This window comes from Planctopirus limnophila DSM 3776, assembly GCF_000092105.1.
GTDB classification, from domain to species: domain Bacteria; phylum Planctomycetota; class Planctomycetia; order Planctomycetales; family Planctomycetaceae; genus Planctopirus; species Planctopirus limnophila.
On sequence record NC_014148.1, the window covers coordinates 4,804,606 to 4,823,409 of the forward strand.

12 protein-coding genes are annotated in these 18,804 nt (G+C 55.7%); 5 read left to right on the top strand and 7 right to left on the bottom strand.

Translation table 11 applies throughout. From position 1 onward, the window contains the following. The first annotated feature begins 269 nt into the window (after positions 1 to 269). Positions 270 to 2,126, top strand: coding sequence for a GTPase family protein (locus PLIM_RS19225; RefSeq protein WP_013111981.1), 1,857 nt, complete (start codon positions 270 to 272; stop codon positions 2,124 to 2,126). 75 nt (positions 2,127 to 2,201) lie between these two features. Here the strand turns inward: PLIM_RS19225 and PLIM_RS19230 are convergent, their stop codons facing one another. The 7 genes from PLIM_RS19230 to PLIM_RS19260 all read right to left on the bottom strand — a co-directional run bounded on the left by PLIM_RS19230 (position 2,202) and on the right by PLIM_RS19260 (position 12,627). After that, complete coding sequence (locus tag PLIM_RS19230; RefSeq protein ID WP_013111982.1) at positions 2,202 to 5,153, bottom strand: hypothetical protein; 2,952 nt, start codon at positions 5,151 to 5,153, stop codon at positions 2,202 to 2,204. After that, positions 5,150 to 6,325 carry a KpsF/GutQ family sugar-phosphate isomerase gene (locus tag PLIM_RS19235; RefSeq protein ID WP_013111983.1) on the bottom strand — a complete coding sequence of 392 codons (1,176 nt, stop codon included), beginning with the start codon at positions 6,323 to 6,325 and terminating at the stop codon, positions 5,150 to 5,152. Before PLIM_RS19235 ends, PLIM_RS19230 begins: the two co-directional genes overlap by 4 nt. A 278-nt stretch (positions 6,326 to 6,603) precedes the next feature. Further along, positions 6,604 to 7,860: a DUF4350 domain-containing protein gene (locus tag PLIM_RS19240; protein WP_013111984.1), complete on the bottom strand. Its 1,257-nt coding sequence runs from the start codon at positions 7,858 to 7,860 to the stop codon at positions 6,604 to 6,606. Beyond that, entirely contained in the window at positions 7,857 to 9,773 is a 1,917-nt protein-coding gene (locus tag PLIM_RS19245; protein WP_013111985.1) for a DUF4129 domain-containing protein, read from the bottom strand. The genes PLIM_RS19240 and PLIM_RS19245 overlap by 4 nt, the downstream gene beginning before the upstream one ends. Beyond that, the gene (locus tag PLIM_RS19250; RefSeq protein ID WP_013111986.1) at positions 9,770 to 10,768 is read right to left on the bottom strand and encodes a stage II sporulation protein M; all 999 of its coding nucleotides are present in this window, start codon (positions 10,766 to 10,768) and stop codon (positions 9,770 to 9,772) included. Before PLIM_RS19250 ends, PLIM_RS19245 begins: the two co-directional genes overlap by 4 nt. Next, positions 10,765 to 11,604 carry an RDD family protein gene (locus PLIM_RS23280; RefSeq protein ID WP_013111987.1) on the bottom strand — a complete coding sequence of 280 codons (840 nt, stop codon included), beginning with the start codon at positions 11,602 to 11,604 and terminating at the stop codon, positions 10,765 to 10,767. The genes PLIM_RS19250 and PLIM_RS23280 overlap by 4 nt, the downstream gene beginning before the upstream one ends. Positions 11,605 to 11,817: 213 nt before the next feature. Next, the gene (locus PLIM_RS19260) at positions 11,818 to 12,627 is read right to left on the bottom strand and encodes a hypothetical protein (protein ID WP_041402278.1); all 810 of its coding nucleotides are present in this window, start codon (positions 12,625 to 12,627) and stop codon (positions 11,818 to 11,820) included. 774 nt (positions 12,628 to 13,401) lie between these two features. On the opposite strand from PLIM_RS19260, the gene speD reads away from it, so the two are divergent. The 4 genes from speD (at position 13,402) to PLIM_RS19285 (ending at position 18,725) form a co-directional block, all read left to right on the top strand. Further along, a complete protein-coding gene (gene speD, locus PLIM_RS19265; RefSeq protein WP_013111989.1) occupies positions 13,402 to 13,830 on the top strand; it encodes an adenosylmethionine decarboxylase in 429 nt (142 codons plus the stop codon). 243 nt (positions 13,831 to 14,073) lie between these two features. Then, a complete protein-coding gene (locus PLIM_RS19270) occupies positions 14,074 to 14,574 on the top strand; it encodes an FKBP-type peptidyl-prolyl cis-trans isomerase (RefSeq protein WP_013111990.1) in 501 nt (166 codons plus the stop codon). 989 nt (positions 14,575 to 15,563) lie between these two features. Beyond that, positions 15,564 to 17,363, top strand: a complete 1,800-nt coding sequence (locus PLIM_RS19280) for a SulP family inorganic anion transporter (RefSeq protein WP_196349486.1) — start codon at positions 15,564 to 15,566, stop codon at positions 17,361 to 17,363. Positions 17,364 to 17,792: 429 nt separating this feature from the next. Next, on the top strand, positions 17,793 to 18,725 hold the full coding sequence (locus PLIM_RS19285) for an ABC transporter ATP-binding protein (RefSeq protein WP_013111992.1): 933 nt from the start codon (positions 17,793 to 17,795) through the stop codon (positions 18,723 to 18,725). Positions 18,726 to 18,804 lie beyond the last annotated feature (79 nt).

Here is an 18,804-nt window from a genome sequence, read left to right on the forward strand (position 1 = left end):
GATTTCGACCGGACCAACAAGACGGGTCGGGAGCAGCCTATCGGCCGGAGCGAAGTGGCCAGATCGATTTTCGGCAATCTCTCCTTCAGAATTCGAGTCCCGAATGGACTGGGAAAATGGTCTGCTTGTGGCGAGAATAACCAAGTGGCGACAATAACCAAGTGACGATTGTCAAGTTCTGCAAAATTGTCCATCAGGGCATTGGGCCAAACGATTGGCCAGAAATGGGCCTTTGAAATCGAATTACCCTCGCTAGGACGAAGTCATTGATGCCGACTGATCAGACACTCCGGCCTGTTGTCAGGCAGTCGCAGATCGAGAGCCTGCTGGCCGATTTGAGCCGCTGGGCCCAGGCCAGCGCAACTTCGAGCGTGGTTCGCGAACAGCAAAGGCTTTTGGGCAGCCTGCTGGTCGCTGCTCCCGAACTGGTCGCACGAATTCAGTCACCTCTTTTGATTGCCACCTTTGGCGGTACTGGTGTGGGCAAGAGTACTCTTGTCAATGCGCTGGTCGGTGCAGAAATCACGCGGGCAGGTGTTACCCGGCCCACGACATGTGTCCCGACACTGGTGATCCATCAGGAAACTTCGCTGTCATCCTTAGGGTTTTCAACACCCAGGTCTTCCGCCGCTCTTCGAGAGACATCCTCACCCGAGTTCCACGTTCAACAACTCGATCTGCCGATTCTCAAACAGTTTGCTCTCCTTGATTTTCCCGATGTCGATGTGGATGAAATTGCCATTGAAGGGAGCAATCTCGCCAGAGTCCGCGAACTCCTCCCGTTATGCGATGTTCTCCTCGTCGTCAGTACGCAGGAGAAGTATCGCCAGGCCAGATTGCAGACCGAATTGCGCGCTGCCGCCTCACATGCGCGAGTTCTCTTCGTGCAGACATTTGCCGATCGCGATGAAGATATCCGCGAAGACTGGCGCAAGGATCTTGTTCGCGATTTTGAACGGGTCGAGATCTTCTTTGTTGATTCGAAAAAGGGACTCGAAGAGAGCCGACGCGGCATGCGACCAGCCGGCGAGTTTGGTCAATTGATGGCCACACTCGAGCAGGAATCGATCGATGGCCTGCGTCCACTCTTAAGGCATAACAACCTCATTGACCTCATCGAAAACACGCTCTCACAGGCCAGAAGCGCATTGGAAGCCCATCGTCCACTCGTGCAGCGCGTTTCTGACCGTCTGGAGGCTGAAGATCGAAAACTGACAGCGAATCTTTCCGAGCGGCTCAAAACCGAACTCGAGAGTGAACAGCAGCCGTGGGAAGAACGCCTGATCTCTGCTGTGGCCGAAGCGTGGACCATCAGTCCACTCAGTGCTCTTTTACGATTTCGAGCCCGCTGGAGCACTTTTTTAGGTTCGTATGCCCTGTTGAGATCGCGCACTGTTGTGCAGGCGACGATTGCGGGGAGCCTGCAGGCGGTCGACTGGCTGCAAAGATCGCAGCGGGATAGTCAGGCCCGGGCGGCTCTGGATCAACTGGGAACATCGGCATTGACGGAAGCCGACTTGAGAAACCTGGCCTCGATCGTGCAGGGAGATGCCTCACAGGCCGGGTTTGATCCGATTGACTGGTCGACCGACCAGCGGCGGCAGGAAGCTGGTCAGTTGCAGCTCACCATGTGCCTGAAGGCGCGGGAACTGGTCGATCAACTCGTGCAGAAACTGGTCAAATCCAATGCCAGCCCGGTTGTCCGCTGGGGCTACGAGATTCTGTTGTGCCTCTTCCCCGCCTGGCTGTTGTGGCGCATCTGCTACAACTTTTTTTACGAGGCCTTCTGGCTGGGCAAGCCTCATCTCGAGACGAGCTTTTATTTCCCCGCAGCACTTCTTCTTGCTGGTTGGTGCGCGCTGTGGGTCTGGCTGATCACCCGTCGGCTGAAGCGGGGCCTACAGCACGAAATTCGAGCTTTAGCCAGCGATCTGGCCAGGCAGCAGATTCCGGGCGGCCTATTTATCCAGCTGCGAGAACGGGTCGATCAGTTCGAGCAGTTCGAACGAGAAGTGCAGAACCTGCACGAACGTGCCCGCGTGATTCAGAAAGATCTCCGCAACAGACCAACCCACCTCGGCTTCTCCCGGCATCAAAGGCTTCTCGAAACCTCGAAGACCCCATAATGCAGCCGCTTTTTGCCCCCACATTGTCAACTGTGCATATCGCCCGGAAGCGGTATGCCTCATCATGCGATGCTTCTAACCACTTCCACCGGCGGACGTAGCCTGGTTGACATCCAGCTTGCCTGTGGTGGGGTTAAACTCGATGCGTTTGGCTGTTTGAGGTACGCCGCCTCCCGGGCCTTCGCGCCAGATCGTGGCTTCACGATTGCCAATGGCTTTAAGAATGAACAGTCCCTTCGACTGATCGTAGCTCACCTGATCGGCCCGGGCATGAAAGCCGTTGCCTTCAAGGATCGTGTTGCCATTGGCGAACAGTTCCATCCATGGTTTCTGGCCGGAATTCGCCGCACTCTCCAGCGGCTGACGCTGGATAAGTTCCAGACTGTCGCAACGCATCGAGCCGGCATTTTTGGTCAATTGATCGGGATGAATCGTCGCGACAGAGGTATCGACGGGCCCGTGAACCACTTGAACTCGATCATGGAAGGTCGTGCCGCGTGATTCGATGTTTCCGATCATTTTGCCATTAAAATCGACACTGGTGTAATCCCACGGGCTCTGGTCCGCTGTGAGTGGCCGGTTGGCGCGGGCGGATGAGGCAGAAGCTTGCTGGATCGTCGATTCCGGCTCGCGGCGCCAGATCTGTAATTTCCCTTTGCCAATCGCACTGGCGGCACCAGTCGCCGGTTCCAGCCTCAACTGCCAGACATTGGCCCGGCGAATCTGCGTGAGCAGGCCCTGCTTACGTTCGTAACTTTCCAGACGCACACCATCCTTACACAGAATCACCGCCAGATCGGTTTTTGGTTGCTGGCCTTGCTGCTGCGCGAACAGGATGCGCTGCGTCAGTTCGACTTCCATCTGCTGACAATTCATCCGGTGGTTATTGATCGCCTCGGGAGTGTGGCTCGCAAAACTGGCGAAGATGTTTCCATCGAAGGAGGCTTTACGGCCATCGAAGATCATTTTTTCCTGCCACGAGATATCCAGAATTTCGGGCTGCGCCATCAATTGACCCGAAGTATCTTTTTCGATGGGTAACTGAATATTTCCTGCCCCATCGACCCAGGCCAGATTCTCAGTGCGATCGAGGTGCACGGCTGGCCCGCGAATGAGCATACCACTATCACGAATCTCTGCGGGAGAGCCGTAAACGTGCACGACTTGCCGGGCTTCGCCTTCGTTTTTGAGATGAAGCTTCTGTCCGCGCAGATCGAGAGGTGGCTTGTTATCAATGCGTGCCTGGCTGAGCTGAAAATCTTTCTCCGTCCAGACATCGCTCACCATGGGCTCGCCCGTTTTCAGATCGGGCTTCATGAGCACCTTCAAATGTCCGGCTTTCATGCGAAATGGCTTCGAGTTGGCACCAGATGATGGAGTGCCTGACGCGGGAAGCATCCCTTCCGAACTGTTACCAGCAGACTTTTGGCTTTCTGGTTTCTTTTCACCTGGCTGACGATTGAAGTCGCCCTCGAAATCGACCAGTAACGTCTCGGCTTCGGCTTCGAGTTGAGGCGAAAGCATGGCGACGTTCTTTTCCGCGAGGAGACGACGGGGCTGAATATTCAAAGCGTCCGGCTGTAAATTGCCACTCTGTTGGCTCGCCACTGAAGGCGCGGGCCTGCCGGGAGCCAGGCTGAGAGGTGTGACCCAGACACGGATCTGGTCGGCACCCAGAGCGGTTTTCTGGCCTGGCTGTCGGAAGGACGCCTGATTATTCAGTTCGATGACATCGAGCCGGGTTTCGGGATCGGCAAATTTTCTGAGGTGAGTTTTCCAGCCGGCGGCGTATTGAATGAGTTGTGTCGCTGGGTCGCGAGTTTCGAGTACGCCTGGCCCTGCGCAGAGAATGTCGCCAATAGTGTCTGCCTCGCCAATGGCGATCTGCACGCCGGGCGACTGCAATCGATTTTCGCCATGCCAGAGCTGCACCCCTTTGGGATCACTCATCACAAGAATGCGATCGACGGCGTTGTAAACGAGAGAAGTCATCTCGCCTTTGAAGTTCTGCTGAGTCGAAACGGTGCGGACCAGTCGTCCTTCGGCCTTGAGTGATGCAAATCTCAGATCGGTGCGGATCCTGCGGAACTCGGCCTCTTCGGGCTTCGCTGTGGGGGGAGCAGGGACTTGCGACACGTCCTCTGGCTTTCGGGGAACAAAGCCGAGAGTGAGCCGTTCGCAGCGCAGCCAGTCTGTCTGTCCGGCCACGGGTTCGCGATAAACAAGCACGTCGTCTTTCTGCGCACGCTCGGCTTCGAAGATGGCCACTTCATCTTCGACCAGATACTCGAAGCTGCCTGCGGTTTTGATGTGCAGAGGAAGTGGTTCCTGCTTGTTCTTGAGCACCACTTCCATTTTGACATTCCGCCGGAGCCTGACACTTTTGAGACCGATAATGGCGGGTCGATCAGAGTGCATGGTGTATTCAGCGGGGATCAGCTCGGCCTGCAACTGACCGGCAGTCCCACGATGAGGCCCCAGGGCAAACGAAACCGGGTGATCGCTGTACATGCGAGCTGCCGATTCCGACAGATAAAAGTTGCGCCCCTTGATCATCAGCCCTTCCGGGCCAGCTACAGAGACCTCGCCTTCCAGCGCACCGGCGATAATACGCCCCGGGTTTGGTGAGCGGACATCGAATTGCGAGGCAAACTTAAGCAGTGCCGATTCTGCGACCAGTGTAGTGATCTGCGTTTTCCCTTTACGCTCATTGACCATCACCATGGCGAGTGGACGAAAGCGAATTTCGCCTCGATTTCCTTCCGGCATCCACTCGTTGGCATACAGGTAGGTATGATCCGAGCGAATCTGATACTGAGAATCGATCGCCCAGGGGACATGCGGCAGATGTTCGCGGGCAATGCGTACGTTCTCGGCACTGCTGGAGAGACGTTCGTGGGGTTCCGCGACCGCTATGGTGACCTGTCTCTCGGGACGGGCCAGGAGCCAGCCACTCGCCACGCGATAGGCCATAAAGAGGCCCAACAGGCCCGATACGACAGTCCCTGTCAGCATCAGTCGCTTCATGCGGAGGGCTTTGTATCCGGGGAATGTCCCGCAGTCCTGGCGGGAAAGGTGATGGTATGAGGCGATGCGGAATCTCTGGGTGAATGCTCTCGCCCCGCCCCTGAAGGATCGACAGGAGCTGCCGTTTCGAGAGGCGTCAGGCCAATCATGTCGGTGATATCAACCAGTCCGACAGGATGTCCTGATTCATCGACAACAGGGAACTCACTCAGGCGGCGTTCGGCAAACAGCTGCAGCACTTCTTCCAGCAGCATGGTGGGTGAAATTGTGGTCGGGCGGCTGGTCATCACGTTACGAATGGGGGCATCGAGTTGCTCGTCACGTTTCTGTTCGAGCAATCGGGCAAGATCGCTATCAGTAAAAATACCTGTCAGCAGGCCCTCTTCATCGACGAGCATGACGGCCCCAGTCCGTCGCCCGGGTCTGGATTGCCCGATAAAGACATTCCTCACAGAGGTTGTTTCGAGAGCAATACGGACATCCTGTGCTTTTCGCATCACTTCACTGACGACCGTCAAGCGGCGGCCCAAGGTCCCGGCAGGGTGCAATCGGGCAAAATCGCGAGCAGAGAAAGATCGACGTTTACAAGTGACAAACGCCAGTGCATCGCCAATCGCCAGCATGGCGGTTGTCGAGGTCGAAGGGGCGAGTCCCTGGACACCACACTCATGCAGGCGACCCATGGTGACAACCACTTGCGAGGCCCGGCCCAGAGTACTGACGGGCGAGGCGGTGACACTGACCACGGGAATGCCCCGTGCTTCAAAAATCGGCAGCAAGGCGAGCAGTTCTGCGGTCTCGCCACTGTTGGAAAAGGCCAGGATCACATCGTCTGGCCCCACACAGCCCAGGTCGCCGTGCAAGGCTTCTGTGGGATGGAGAAAATAAGCGCGCGAGCCCGTCGAGCACAACGTGGCGGTGATCTTCTGGCCAATGAGGCCCGCTTTACCAATCCCGGTGACAATCACGGCCCCGCGAGTATTCGAAAGGTATTCGACAGCCGCACAGAACGAAGCATCGAGCCGACGGGAAAGATCGAGCAGCGCCTGTCCTTCGGTGCGGAGAATCTCACGGCCTTCACGCAGCTCGTCGAGTGGAGTGATCATGGCTGCTTCGTCAGCATGGCGCGCGGGCTCGAAAGCCGACGCGGCGGCAGCAGGTCGCGCACTCATGACTGATCCTCCATGAACAGACCAGAACTCTCTTCCCGACATGCGTTCAATCCCTGAGCAGCGGGATAGGAAAGATAGACTGCAATCGATTTTCGGTCAATCCGCATCGGGCAGAACTGCAGCGGCTCATAAATGCACATAAGTTGAACAGACAAAAGATGTTGTGTTGATTTAAGCAAATTGTCCAGATCGCATCAGTTTCACAGGGTTGCTGAACGACGTGAGCAAATTCGCAGTTCACTCGCCCTTCATCTTTTCAGCTTCTGGTGCGCGAGAAATTAGCGCTGCAGGCTCTGGCCAATCAATGAAAGTGCTCGAATATGGCGTGCCGCTTCGCGATGGCCCAGCCGGGGTGTCATCGCAGCGATCTCGGCCTGATGGATCGCTTCCAGTGCCTGATCGACCTGTTGAGCATCATTCTGTAAGCGACTCGACAGGCGGCGTTTGCGACCGGAAGCTTCCTGCAGTCGATATTCCGTCAGCCAGTACCTTAAATACTGAAATAGCACGAACTGGCAATCCGCTGATCGCCAGAGAATTCGCCCCAGAGCACTGGTGTGTTCGACGATTTCCCGCTGAGACGTTTCTTCGAGAACAACCGTGGGCCCGAACCGGCAACTGTTCCACCAGCCATAGAGCATGAACAGCAGCAGAATCTGCACGGAAATCGAACGCAGTGGCGGCTGAAACAAGACACCCATCATCTGGGGTGTCGCCCGGGTATTGAGAGATTCATCAAAAGCGATGACGACATCGTCCAGGCTTTGCCCCGGCCCGGCAGCTTCGCGAATCAGTTCAAAAGCCAGAGCACTGTTATCGCCATAGGTCAGAAGCTGGTTGGAAAAGATCCACGGGCTGGCAACAAAAAGAGCCGACCCTCGCCCCGCATTCACCATGACAGCCTGAGGCGAGCCATCCTGAGAAACAAGCACCTTTCCGCCGGGAGTCGATGTCACTTCCCCTTCCGGCCACCACAGAAACCGGCCTCCTAAGGGGAGGTTCAACTGCGGTGGAATGCGGTCGTCAGCCGGGCCTTGTTCGGGCGTGATTTCGCCATCGAATGGGCCCAAAGAGTCGACTTCACCCGGAGGAGGCGCATAGACCAGGCGACCACCCATGTTGACCCACGAATAGAGGCTGTTCCACTCGGCTTCATTCGGAATTCGCGGCGGGTTCAAAATCAACAAGAGTGTGCCATCGGGGTCAACCAGTTCCATCAGTCGATCCAGTGGTGCATCGTTGCGATAGACAAAAGCATCCTGTTCGAGAATCTCGTACAACGCCTTAAAACCATCGGCAGAAGCACTGTAACTCGTCGCAGTTCGAGGAGCAGGAATCGGGGGGAAGTAAAAGTGCATACCCAGCACAACGGCTGCCAACGAACCCCAGATCAGACTGGGTATCAACCACTGCTGCTGCTTCCACGCGGGTTTTCGAGTCCCCTTTGTCAGAAGGGGAGCAGTTGCCGACCGGTTCTGAGGGTTCATTGTCCCAGGGGGAGCGCCTGCCGATCGATCCGCAGGAAATCGACTCATAAGCCTTCTCCTGTGCGGAGAGCTGCTGGGAGGGATTCGTTGCGAATCAGCGGTTCAAAAGTGCTGGCATAAGCAGTGCGGGCGGCCAGCCAGGCCTCGGCTGTGTGAGGTTGCCTGCCGAACTCGAGTGGTTCAAAAACTCGCACAATGGCTGAGAATCCGTGCGAAAGATCGGTTTCAAATCCCATGGCCCGCTGATAGTCGCGGAGAGTCAAACCCCGTCGATAACGCACCAGGCCCGATCGTTCGGCGAAACTCATCCCGCTGAGAAGTAATTGGGCAATCGCATCGCGATAACGACCCAGCCCTGCCAGTTCGTCAGCCCGGGCCAGGTAGATATCAGCCGGGATGAGGCCAGGCTCAGAAAGAATTTCACCTTCTTCAAGGGCTGTCGTATTTGCGTCGGTGAACTCCAGTTCTCGGGAACGTAGAGAGGCCATAATCGACATGACAATTGCGATAATAATGGCCGCGACGACGACCGCCACGATGAGATAGGCCAGAAAAGTTCCGACGGCCCCCAGCCCGAGTAGAGAACTCAGATCCAGAGAGGGTGCGTTCATCCCGGAGGAAGGTGTGGCGGGTTCCGAAGGAGAAGAGCTTTTGGATGACGAAGGTTGACTCTGCGAACTGGAGGATTCACTCCCCTTGGAACTGGCACGTGATTTCGATCGCTGGACCTTTTTTTCTGTGCCATCGCCAGAACCCTTCTTTGAAGAACGCATGGAACCTGGCAAGGTGCGGGAACTGCTGGTATCGCTGTTAGACGAGCGGGATCTGGGAGGTAATAACGATTCCCGAGACTGTTCAACGCCTTCAACATCGTCGGCATTGAAGTGCTCGAAGTAACGGTACTCCGGTTGTTCGAGTGTTTTCCGCGCCTGAGGAACAACGGGGTGACTGGGAACTTGAACTGCATCGGCAGCGCGGGCCGATAGCGGTGCATTTCCCAGTATCAGCGAAAGTAATCCCAATGTCGCCAGAGCCAACAGGCCCACGCGTAAAGGCCTGGGCGTCGATTTCCGGCGAATGTCGTGAGCCGCCTGGTTCATCGCCAGTTCGAGATCCCAGCAGTCTTCGCGGACACGTAGATTGATATATTCACCCACCCAGGCGAGACGACCCAGCGAAAAAGCCGCCAGTACGCACAACGTAGCTGCAAAGAGCAGTCGAGGATCGGTCGTGAGAAACAACGTCGAGATCTCCCAATACTCTTCGGGGACAGCATCGATGGCTGCTAATCCCTGATTCATTTTCAGCAGTGGCCCCAGGCAGAACGAAGCACCAAACCAGACTTCCGCCAGAACATCTGCAGAGATCAGGAGCACGATCGACAGGCAGAAGATCCAGATCCCCAGACCAAAGGCATTGACCACGAGATCGGAATGATGCGAGCTGATCAGCTTCTTCAGATGGTGTTCGTGTCCACTTTTCCGCCGCGACCGCAACGCATGATTTTCGGGTTGAAAAGTGAAATGGACAGCAGCCACCAGGCTGCCAATACCACACATCAAAAGACCCGCCAGTGCAGCCATCCGGCGGAGAATTGACATCACAATGAGCTTGGAACGGACTTGTCGTAACGCCTCTCGATAGGTGGTGGCATTTCCCATTAGTAAAGCCGTCATGGTGGTGGCAATGACGGCACCCAATGGGCCCGAAACCAGCACCCAGAGAACCGGGGCGCACCACGCCAGGCGATAATCAATCATCGACAACCCGGCAATCGCACATGCCGTGGGCAAGGCCATGGCCAGGTAGGTCAGAATCAAACCTTTCCACTGCCAGCGGAGAGCATGGAAGGCCAGATCGATCGAGTTCAGCAGCGAGAGGCCACGCAGATCGACCTGAGGGACTGCGGCTGGCTCTCGTCGATCCGAAGAAGCGGCATCAAGGGTTGGCTTCTGGTTCATGTGCGCTCCCTGCCTGACCAGCCCAGGTACATGGCGACGCTGAACCACAGAAATCCACCCACCAGAAATTTGTATTCCGATGGAATCGGAGCAGGTGACCAGAACGCTTCAATGAGTGCCGCCACCACCAGCATGAAGGCTGCTCCTACGGCCATTTGCCCGGCATCTCTCCCTCGCAAACGCAGTGCCGACCAGCGTGACAACTGGCCCGGATGAAGTGCTGCATCTCCCACAAGCAGCCCGGCCCCACCAGCAATCGCAATCGCTGTTAATTCAAATGAGCCGTGAGAAACGACAAAGCCCAGAAAGCGATCGGCATGACCGAGCGAAAGGACATAACCAGCCGTGGCTCCAATCGAAATGCCATTAAAAAGCAGCGTGTAGATCGTCCCAATGCCCAGGAGAATCCCGCGGGCAAAACATTGCAGGGCAATCCCAACGTTATGCTGGACATAGAAGCCAGCCATCGAAGCCCGCTCGTTGCCGTAATCGTTCCACGAATCAAACGAGAAGGCCGTCTCGTCGAGAGAGGCTGAATCTTCGCTCGAGTACATCATGTCGTACTGATCGAGCGCTTCCTGCGACATGAAACGTGCTGCCAGTGGGGGCTCATTCTGAATCAGAATCCAACTGATGATCAGCGGCCCAAAGAACAGAAGAGCGGCCAGCAGTTGATAGCCCCACCAGGTGCGGAAGATGCGGGGAAACTCCATGAACAGAAACTGACCGATGGTATGCCACGTTCCCGCGCGAGGGGCGTGGAAATAATCATGCCCCCTAGCCAACAGCCGGTTCAGATATTCTTCGAGATCAAGGCCCCAGTCGCGTGTCCGTACCAGTTCGAGATCGTGGGCGACTTCGCGCAGTTGACGCGAAAAGGCCAGCACTTCCTCAGACGAGAGCCGCCGCTGGTTGACGGTTTCGACACGTCTGAGCGATTTTTCGAAGTTTTGCCAGGCCGGTTTTCGCTGGGCCAGAAAAGTGGCTCGCTTCACATGAGCCTCGCTTTCGCAGGCGTGATGACGGCCGCTTTCTCATCTCGTGCGGTTTGAAATGTAGCACAGACCCGGGCGAGAAAGGCCATCGGGAACTTGCGCACCTGTTCGCGGTCACCGGTGAATTCCATCCGCTCTGCCAGAGTATCCGCCAGTTCGGAAGCCAGCTGATGCCCCCGCTGATAAGTCAGTTTGGAACGTCGCCCGAGAAACTCGGCAATCGTCGACAATTGCGCCTGAGTGGGGGTAAAGCCATTCGATTCGTACCGGGTGATCGGGGCAATATGGTCGAGGATCATCGGTTGTTTCGGCAGGACAATCGGGTGAACCTGCACGACCATTGTTCCCGCAGCGAGATCGCCCAGCCTTTGGAACTTTTGGGTCATCGACATGGCCAGAAGCCCCGGGCCATAGAAAGGGAGAATTCCGAGCCAGGCCACATCCTCAAACACCATGGCAATAGGCAGCATGTCGGCCACACGTAAAAGATTCCGCAGAACAGCCCCCCAGAAGGTGAGTGGTGCTCCCGAGGTATGAATCACCCGGATCCCTACCAGCCATTTGCCCATCGAATAGCCATTCCAGAAGCCTTCCTGAACGATGTAGTACAGCCACTCGATAAAGAAGAGTGCCAGCAGGATGCCACCAATTGTGAACCCGGGCAGGATGGCAGCCATTAGACAGGCACCGATCAGAAGTGCTGTGATGAGCAACACGCGGAAGAGGCAGTCGATGGCGTAGGCCGCACTGCGCAGGGCTGGGCCTGCCAGTTGGTAGGCGAGCCGGACATTTTCCGGCGTCTCGATACGAACATTCAAACTGACTTCAGCAGCCACACAGATTCTCCCGGGAAACATGACCGCAGATGAATCGTATCAGGGAGATCTGGTCAGAAGATAGCGGCGGGCTGAGCTTCACAGCACATTTGTGAGCGAACGACGAAAAGCTCAATTTTGAACACATCAAAACGCCGAAGCGTCGTCCCCCGCCTGCGAACTCGGGGGACGACGCTTCTCTCACAGGAACAGGCACTTGATTCGACAAGAAAATCAACGGGGTGTTGACGCTGGTTTTTCATTCGAGATTCGAGCGGGAATCGACTCCCAATCGTCTCGTACGGCAGTTCGTGGTGCGGGGACAGTGATTGTTGGTAGTTCCGTGATCTGAGAATCAGCCTTCGACGGCTGAACTGTAATCGGGCCGGTTTTTTCAGGAAGGATGTTCATGACCGGGAGATCGAGAACAGCCGACGAGCGAACAGGTGTAGTAGGAATGGGGCCCGACTTGGGATTGCGGACAATCCGTGGTTCGGGCGGCAGCACAGGCTGCCATGGGGGTGGTGGATCGAATGATGATGTCGATGGTACGGATGTGCCCACGGGCCGCGTCGTGATTTTCGCAGCCGGTGAGGGAGGAATCAGTGTGAGATCAACAGGTAACGGAGCAATCGCAGCCGGATCAACAGGCTGTGCCTGAGGAAGTGGTGACTGAGGAATCAGATCGGTCGATTGCGAACGAACATCGGGCAGCCTCGACTGGTAGTACTCCGGGGGGAGAACTCCTGGCGAGGATTGATATTGAGGCGTGAATTGTTCCGCCGATGGCCACTCACCCACGGACTGGCAATCGCAGCCGGGTGCTTGAGCCTCGGTTGTGGGAATCATGGAAGACGAATGAAAGTAGGCAGGAGTCTGTGAATGCTTATGAGATGAGGCGAGCGAACAGGAAGGGCAGGCCATTTGAGAACGTGTCCACCAGTTCCGCGTAAGCTGAGCCTGGGCCGACTCGGGCAGGCCACACACCACACTGCAAGCTGCAAGAGCCAGCAGGCTGAATGCGCGATAACCCGAGCGGGACATGATCTGTTCCAAAATGGATTTTCTCAGGAAGACTTTCCCACCAACGCGAGCAATTCTTCCACTGCAAGATGGAATCGACGGTTTTGGAACGAAACTTGAGAAAAACTTGAATATTTTTCTGAAGGGCCTCAAATCCGCCCAAATCACTACCAGTGCATGATTTACGCGTCGAGTTTCAGACAGTTCGAAAAGACGCGTGAGGGTGCCTGGGGTCAAACGTCCTCGTTTGCCCCCAGGTTGTTCGGCGCTGGTTGTTCTCTCGATTTTGACGGGAAGGAACTTCACAGATGCATTGGTGCTGGTGAACTCGAATGGCCAGGGGGCGAATGAAGACATTCGACCCCTGCCACCCGGCCTGTTATCAAAGGTGGCGTCAAGACGCCAAGACCACACCCTTACGCACGGTTTTGATTTTTGGGCCTACAGGGTCGTGCCACCCAGGGCCGGGTGAAAAGATTATGTCGATTGCAGGGGTAATCCAGAGGGTTTTACTGTCGGAAAATTCTGTGCGACTTGACCTTTCGCATGGTGACCCCCATAATTTTAACCCCCCGCACCTGGGCAGGGCTTTACGCCCCCCAATTCTCTGAGAATCTGCATGTTCCCGCGGAAGCCTCGCTCTGGCACTGGTCATCGAGATGGGAGCCATCATGACGGCTGGAGCCGCAAGTTTCTGACGGGTGGGTTGTCCGTGTCCGAGTCAGTTTGAGGTTTTATGTCCTAGCGACGCCACATGGTGGGCATCGGCCAACAGATGCCAAAAGGAGGGTTTTGATGGAACACTTGGGTCAGCACGTGATTATCGAATTGTGGGGCTGCAACAGCGGGATCGACGACGCCGATCTGATGAAGCAAGCCATGTTGGACGCCGTCAAAGCTGCTCGAGCCACGATCTTGTATATTGACGTTCACAAGTTCGACCCCCAGGGAGTGACGGGAGTTGCTGTTCTGACGGAATCCCACCTTTCGGTTCATAGCTGGCCTGAGCATGGCTACCTGGCTGCCGACGTCTTTACCTGCGGCCAGACCACGCGGCCTGTCGCTGCCGCCGAAGTTCTCTGTGAGTACTTCCAACCCAGCCAGGTCGATGTTCAGGAAGTCATCCGCGGAGTGCGTCCCGAAACCGGAGCCAAGCCATCGCTCCGACGTCGCAAACTCAACTATCAACCCGAACACAATTCTCTGACAGCCACCATCAATTAATCCCTTTGACCTCTCGAAGATACCAGAAACTCGAATTTCCAATCGGCCCGGGACCATCAAGGTTCCGGGTCCTTTTACTGACGCGAACATGGTTTCTTGAGTGGCTGGTTTTCCTCGAAAGACGGGTTTCGCTACGGTATGAAGATGTTGCAGCCACTGTCCGCTGCTATTCATCGTCAGACCAGGTGCGTCTGCCGTCAGTCCAGTGATCGTGGCGATCACATTTCAGGGAGTTAGACCCAGATGAAAAGTTCTCTGCTGAGATTTGCCTTTCAGGAAATTGCCTTCCGGGCCATGGCTGTCGTTTTGACAATGAGCATTACAGGAGTCGCTATGAGTGCTGAAACCGAAGTTCCACTTCCCAAGCTGCCAGCCGGTGCCGGGGCCGTCGATGCCAATGCCCCCAAGACCTTTACCACCACCAAATCAGGTCTGAAGTACCGCGTTCTCCGCGAAGGCAAAGGGGCCAAGCCCAAAGCCACCAACGCCGTCGAAGTTCACTATCACGGCTGGCTCGATAATGGCAAAGTCTTCGACAGCAGCTACGACCGCAAGGAATCGATCTCCTTCGGACTCAACCAGGTCATCCCCGGCTGGACCGAAGGGATGCAACTCGTCGGCGAAGGTGGCATGATCGAACTCGAAATCCCCTCCGAACTCGGCTACGGCGCTCGCGGTGCCGGTGGCGTCATCCCCCCCAACGCCAAACTCCACTTCCTCGTCGAAACTCTCAAAGTCAAGTAGCCCCCCTGACGGGGTTTGGGGCAGCGGATGTGGGCCCAGCGTTCATCGACGTTTGGGTCTTCCGCTGCCAGAGAGTCCACAAGATTTCGATGGGGATGATTCGCGGGGTTTGGGGCAGCGGATGTGGGCCCAGCGTTCATCGACGTTTGGGTCTTCCGCCGCCAGTGAGCCGACAAGACTTTCGATGAGGATGATTCGCGGGGTTTGGGGCAGCGGATGAAGGCCCAACGTTCATTCACGTTTGGGTCTTCCGCTGCCAGTGAGCCGACAAGACATTCGATGGGGATGTGTTGCGGGGTTTGCGGCAGCGGATGTGGGCCCAACGTTTGTTCGCGATGGGGCTTTCCGCTGCCAGAGAGCCCATTAGACTTTCGTTTGACCCCAACCACATCATCTCCAGCCACCCATTCTTCAGCAATGTGCCATGCTTGCAGCCCGTCTTGAACTAATACCGGGCAAGCCTGTCTTCCCAACCCACAGAGCGTTGTCCTATCCTGGGAACCGTACAATCTCTCGGCATTTTGACTCACAATTCAGCTTGTTCTGAACCCGAGGTGTCGTCATTCTGCCGCTCAACTCAGCAGGCACTCCTGCTGGAAAAGCTGTCATTACAGCTCATTCGATCGGCAAACACGACATTTTCTTAGGTCGTTGATCACGAACATCTGGCAAAACGACAAGCTTTTCCTGAAAGTTCTGTCAGGCTTCGTATCCGACAATCGCCCCCAGCCAAATGCATGTCAAACTCTTGGAAATCGTTTTCTGGCGAGCCGTCTCATTGGGAATGCCAACTCTTCTCCACGAATTCAGCGATCAAGCCGACGGATTGGCGTGGCAGTTGCAATTGCAGAATTTTGGGGATAATCGAGACAGGAATGCGTCCGGTTGCGGGCTTTGCCAGTGGAAGGTGACCAGAACGATGGGTTTGACCTTGAAAGTCATCAGAGAAATTGACCTGACAACCGCTTGAGTGTGTCGCGAACATGCAGATGGAAACGCCGAGTACTTTGGAAAATTCCCAGGTCTTGAATCCTTCAGGGCGAAAGTCGCCTCATTCCACGTCAATCATAGCGGGGATGACTGCTGATCTCGTCTCGGGATTTCTCGTCTTTCTCATTGCCTTGCCATTGTGTCTGGCCATCTCCAAGGCCAGCAATTTCCCGCCGATTGCCGGTATCTGGACAGCCGTTATTGGTGGAATTGTCTGTACCTTCATAAGCAATTCTCAGTTGACTATCAAAGGGCCTGCTGCCGGTCTGATTGTGATTGTCGCTGGTGCTGTTATGGAACTGAGCGCTGCTTTTGGTGGAGACACAACGACAGCCGAAGGGATGCTGCTGGGTTATCGCCTGACTTTGGGAATCGGATTCGCTGCCGGCCTCCTCCAGGTGCTGATTGGTCTCCTGAAACTCGGGAAAATCTCCGATTTATTCCCCTCCACCCCAGTGCATGGCATGCTGGTGTCAATTGGTTTGATTGTCATTGCCAAACAGGCTTATGGTCTCCTGGGAACTGATGCACCCCTGGGCCATGGGCACGAGCCAGCTTCTCCCTTGGTATTGCTCGCCAGCCTCCCCGCAGCCATTCTGCAATCCAATCCGGAAATCTTTCTGATTGGCGCTGTCAGCCTGCTGATCATGTTCACCCTGCCCATCATCGGACATTATTGGAAGCTCTTCCGCCTGGTCCCTGCACAACTGGTTGTGATTGTGGTCTCAATTGGTATGGGTCTGTGGTTCGATCTCGAACACGAGCACAAATATCTGTTTCCCATTGGTGCCTTCTCCTCAGAAACAGCCATCGAGTACGTCGTCGGCCCCAAGTTTCTCGTAACGATTCCGGATGTGCTGAGCGATCCACTCGCAGCGATTACCTTCCCCGATTTTCGCAGTCTTTCAAGCTGGGTTGGTCTGAAGTATCTGTTGCTCTTCACGCTGATTGGCAGCCTTGAATCGATCCTGAGTGCCAAAGCCGTCGACCTGCTCGATCCCGAAAAACGCAAAACGAATTACGACCGCGATCTGCTGGCCGTGGGAGTGGCGAACTCCATCGCTGCTGCGATCGGCGGACTCCCCATGATTTCCGAAATCGTGCGGTCATCGGCCAATATCGCGAGTGGTGCCAAAAGCCGGTTCGCAAATCTCTGGCACGGATTGTTCTTATTCGCATTCGTGCTCCTTTTTCCGGGTCTGATTCACAGTATTCCACTGGCAGCACTGGCAGCCATGCTGGTTTACACCGGTTTTCGCCTCGCTTCGCCAGCCACATTTGTGCGTACTTATCGCGTGGGGAGTGAGCAACTGGCCATCTTCATGGTCACGATTGTCACGACGCTGGCCACTGACCTCTTGATTGGCATTGTGACCGGTGTGGGCTGCAAGCTGATGATCAATCTCTGGCACAGCCGGTCACCCCGCAGCATGCTGACACCACAGCTTTCGATCGAAGCTGAGACGGAATCTGCGGTCACACTCGAAATGAGTGGGGCTGTCGTCTTCAGCAACTGGCCCCGGCTCCAGAAGACCATCGAAGAGCAGCTTACCCTGCGAGAGCGAGTCATCCTCGATCTCACAGAAACGACTTTTGTCGATCATACCGTCATGGAAAAACTCCACGAACTCGAAACCCACTGCCGGAGCAGCAATCGCACCTTCGAGGTGGTCGGCCTCGATGACCATACACCGTTTTCCCTGCATCCGCTGGCCGGCCGAAAAAAACCCGCTTCCACCTCCAAAGCATCCCTTCCGCAGGAAACCGCACCGTCAGTCGTTCCTTCCGACTCGGTTTAACCCGGAGTCGACCTGCTGAAAAATTCCCAAGGGCAAATCGCTGTTCTGCCTGTTTCTCCGGATCTCCAAGGCAGAAAATTGTGTACATAAAGCCACTTCTGATGTGCCTCCGCAATGGCTTCTGGTCAGCGAAAACTCCCATTTCATGAAGTTTCCACGAATCTTAAGCCTCCTCAACCCGCGAAATCCCCCGCGAATTCGTATTCTCCCGCGAATTCTCGATGAGCCTCGTATATCCAGTGCCTCCACCGGTTGCGGAGAGTGGCTGGTGAAGACATGATCGATTGACACTTGCGAAATCTGGAATCAGCCCTTCAATATTAATTCCAGAGTTTGCCACCGATGATCGAGATTGATCCGTCTTTATACTGGTGATTTGTTCATTTTACCCGCTGGCCAAGCCAGCACATTCTGAGAGTTGAGTCACTGATGAGCACAGATGTCGCCTCTCCGACAGCGGCTAAAGATTCATCCTCCCTGTCTTCCGGGAATGAACCCGTCATTTCGATTCGAAACCTGTCGAAAGACTATCGGGATTTCTGGGGTCGCCCCAAGGTGAAGGCGCTCAAATCGCTCACCATGGAAGTTCGCAAAGGCGAAGTTTTCGGCCTCCTCGGCCCCAATGGTTCCGGCAAAACCACCACCATGAAGCTGCTGCTCGGTCTGCTCTTCCCGACAGAAGGCGAAATCTCCATCCTCGGCAAACCCGCGACCGATGTCTCCAAAAATGAACGCATTGGTTACCTGCCCGAAGAGTCGTATCTTTACCGTTTCCTCAATGCTGAAGAAACCCTCGATTTTTACGGCCGCCTTTTCCGTCTCCCCGCCGATGTTCGCAAGCAGCGCACCAACGAACTTCTCGAACTCGTCAAAGTCTCTCATGCCCGCAAGCGGCAACTCAAAGAGTACTCCAAAGGGATGACTCGACGTATCGGTCTGGCTCAAGCTCTGATCAACGATCCCGAACTGATTCTTCTCGATGAACCCACCAGCGGTCTCGATCCTCTGGGGAACCGGGATATGAAAGACCTCATCCTCAAGCTCAAAGAGCAGGGCAAAACCATCGTCATGTGCAGCCACCTCCTTGCCGACGTGCAGGACGTCTGCGACCGGATCGCGATTCTCTACGGCGGCGAACTGAAGGTGATGGGCCGGGTCGATGAACTGGTCAAAGAACAGGATGCCACGCAGATCCGTTCAAGCAAGCTGTCCGAAGCCGCTGCCAAAGAAGTGCTTGATGTCCTCAAGAAACATGGCGTCTCCGACGTGCAGATCGATCAACCCACATCGTCGCTGGAAGACCTCTTCCTGCGGACCGTTCAGGAAAGCCGCGAACGTCCTGGTCGCCGCATTTCGGTCTAGGCAACCCCGGCTACAAAGCCTGTGGCCACTGGCCTGTCTTCTTTGAAAATCATCGAGGGCAGGCATTCAGGGATGGCCC

Coding starts and splice junctions, on each gene's coding strand:
- PLIM_RS19225 (WP_013111981.1), top strand. CDS start 270: ATGCCGACTGATCAGACACTCCGGCCTGTTGTCAGGCAGTCGCAGATC.
- PLIM_RS19230 (WP_013111982.1), bottom strand. CDS start 5,153: ATGAAGCGACTGATGCTGACAGGGACTGTCGTATCGGGCCTGTTGGGC.
- PLIM_RS19235 (WP_013111983.1), bottom strand. CDS start 6,325: ATGAGTGCGCGACCTGCTGCCGCCGCGTCGGCTTTCGAGCCCGCGCGC.
- PLIM_RS19240 (WP_013111984.1), bottom strand. CDS start 7,860: ATGAGTCGATTTCCTGCGGATCGATCGGCAGGCGCTCCCCCTGGGACA.
- PLIM_RS19245 (WP_013111985.1), bottom strand. CDS start 9,773: ATGAACCAGAAGCCAACCCTTGATGCCGCTTCTTCGGATCGACGAGAG.
- PLIM_RS19260 (WP_041402278.1), bottom strand. CDS start 12,627: ATGTCCCGCTCGGGTTATCGCGCATTCAGCCTGCTGGCTCTTGCAGCT.
- speD (WP_013111989.1), top strand. CDS start 13,402: ATGGAACACTTGGGTCAGCACGTGATTATCGAATTGTGGGGCTGCAAC.
- PLIM_RS19270 (WP_013111990.1), top strand. CDS start 14,074: ATGAAAAGTTCTCTGCTGAGATTTGCCTTTCAGGAAATTGCCTTCCGG.
- PLIM_RS19280 (WP_196349486.1), top strand. CDS start 15,564: ATGGAAACGCCGAGTACTTTGGAAAATTCCCAGGTCTTGAATCCTTCA.
- PLIM_RS19285 (WP_013111992.1), top strand. CDS start 17,793: ATGAGCACAGATGTCGCCTCTCCGACAGCGGCTAAAGATTCATCCTCC.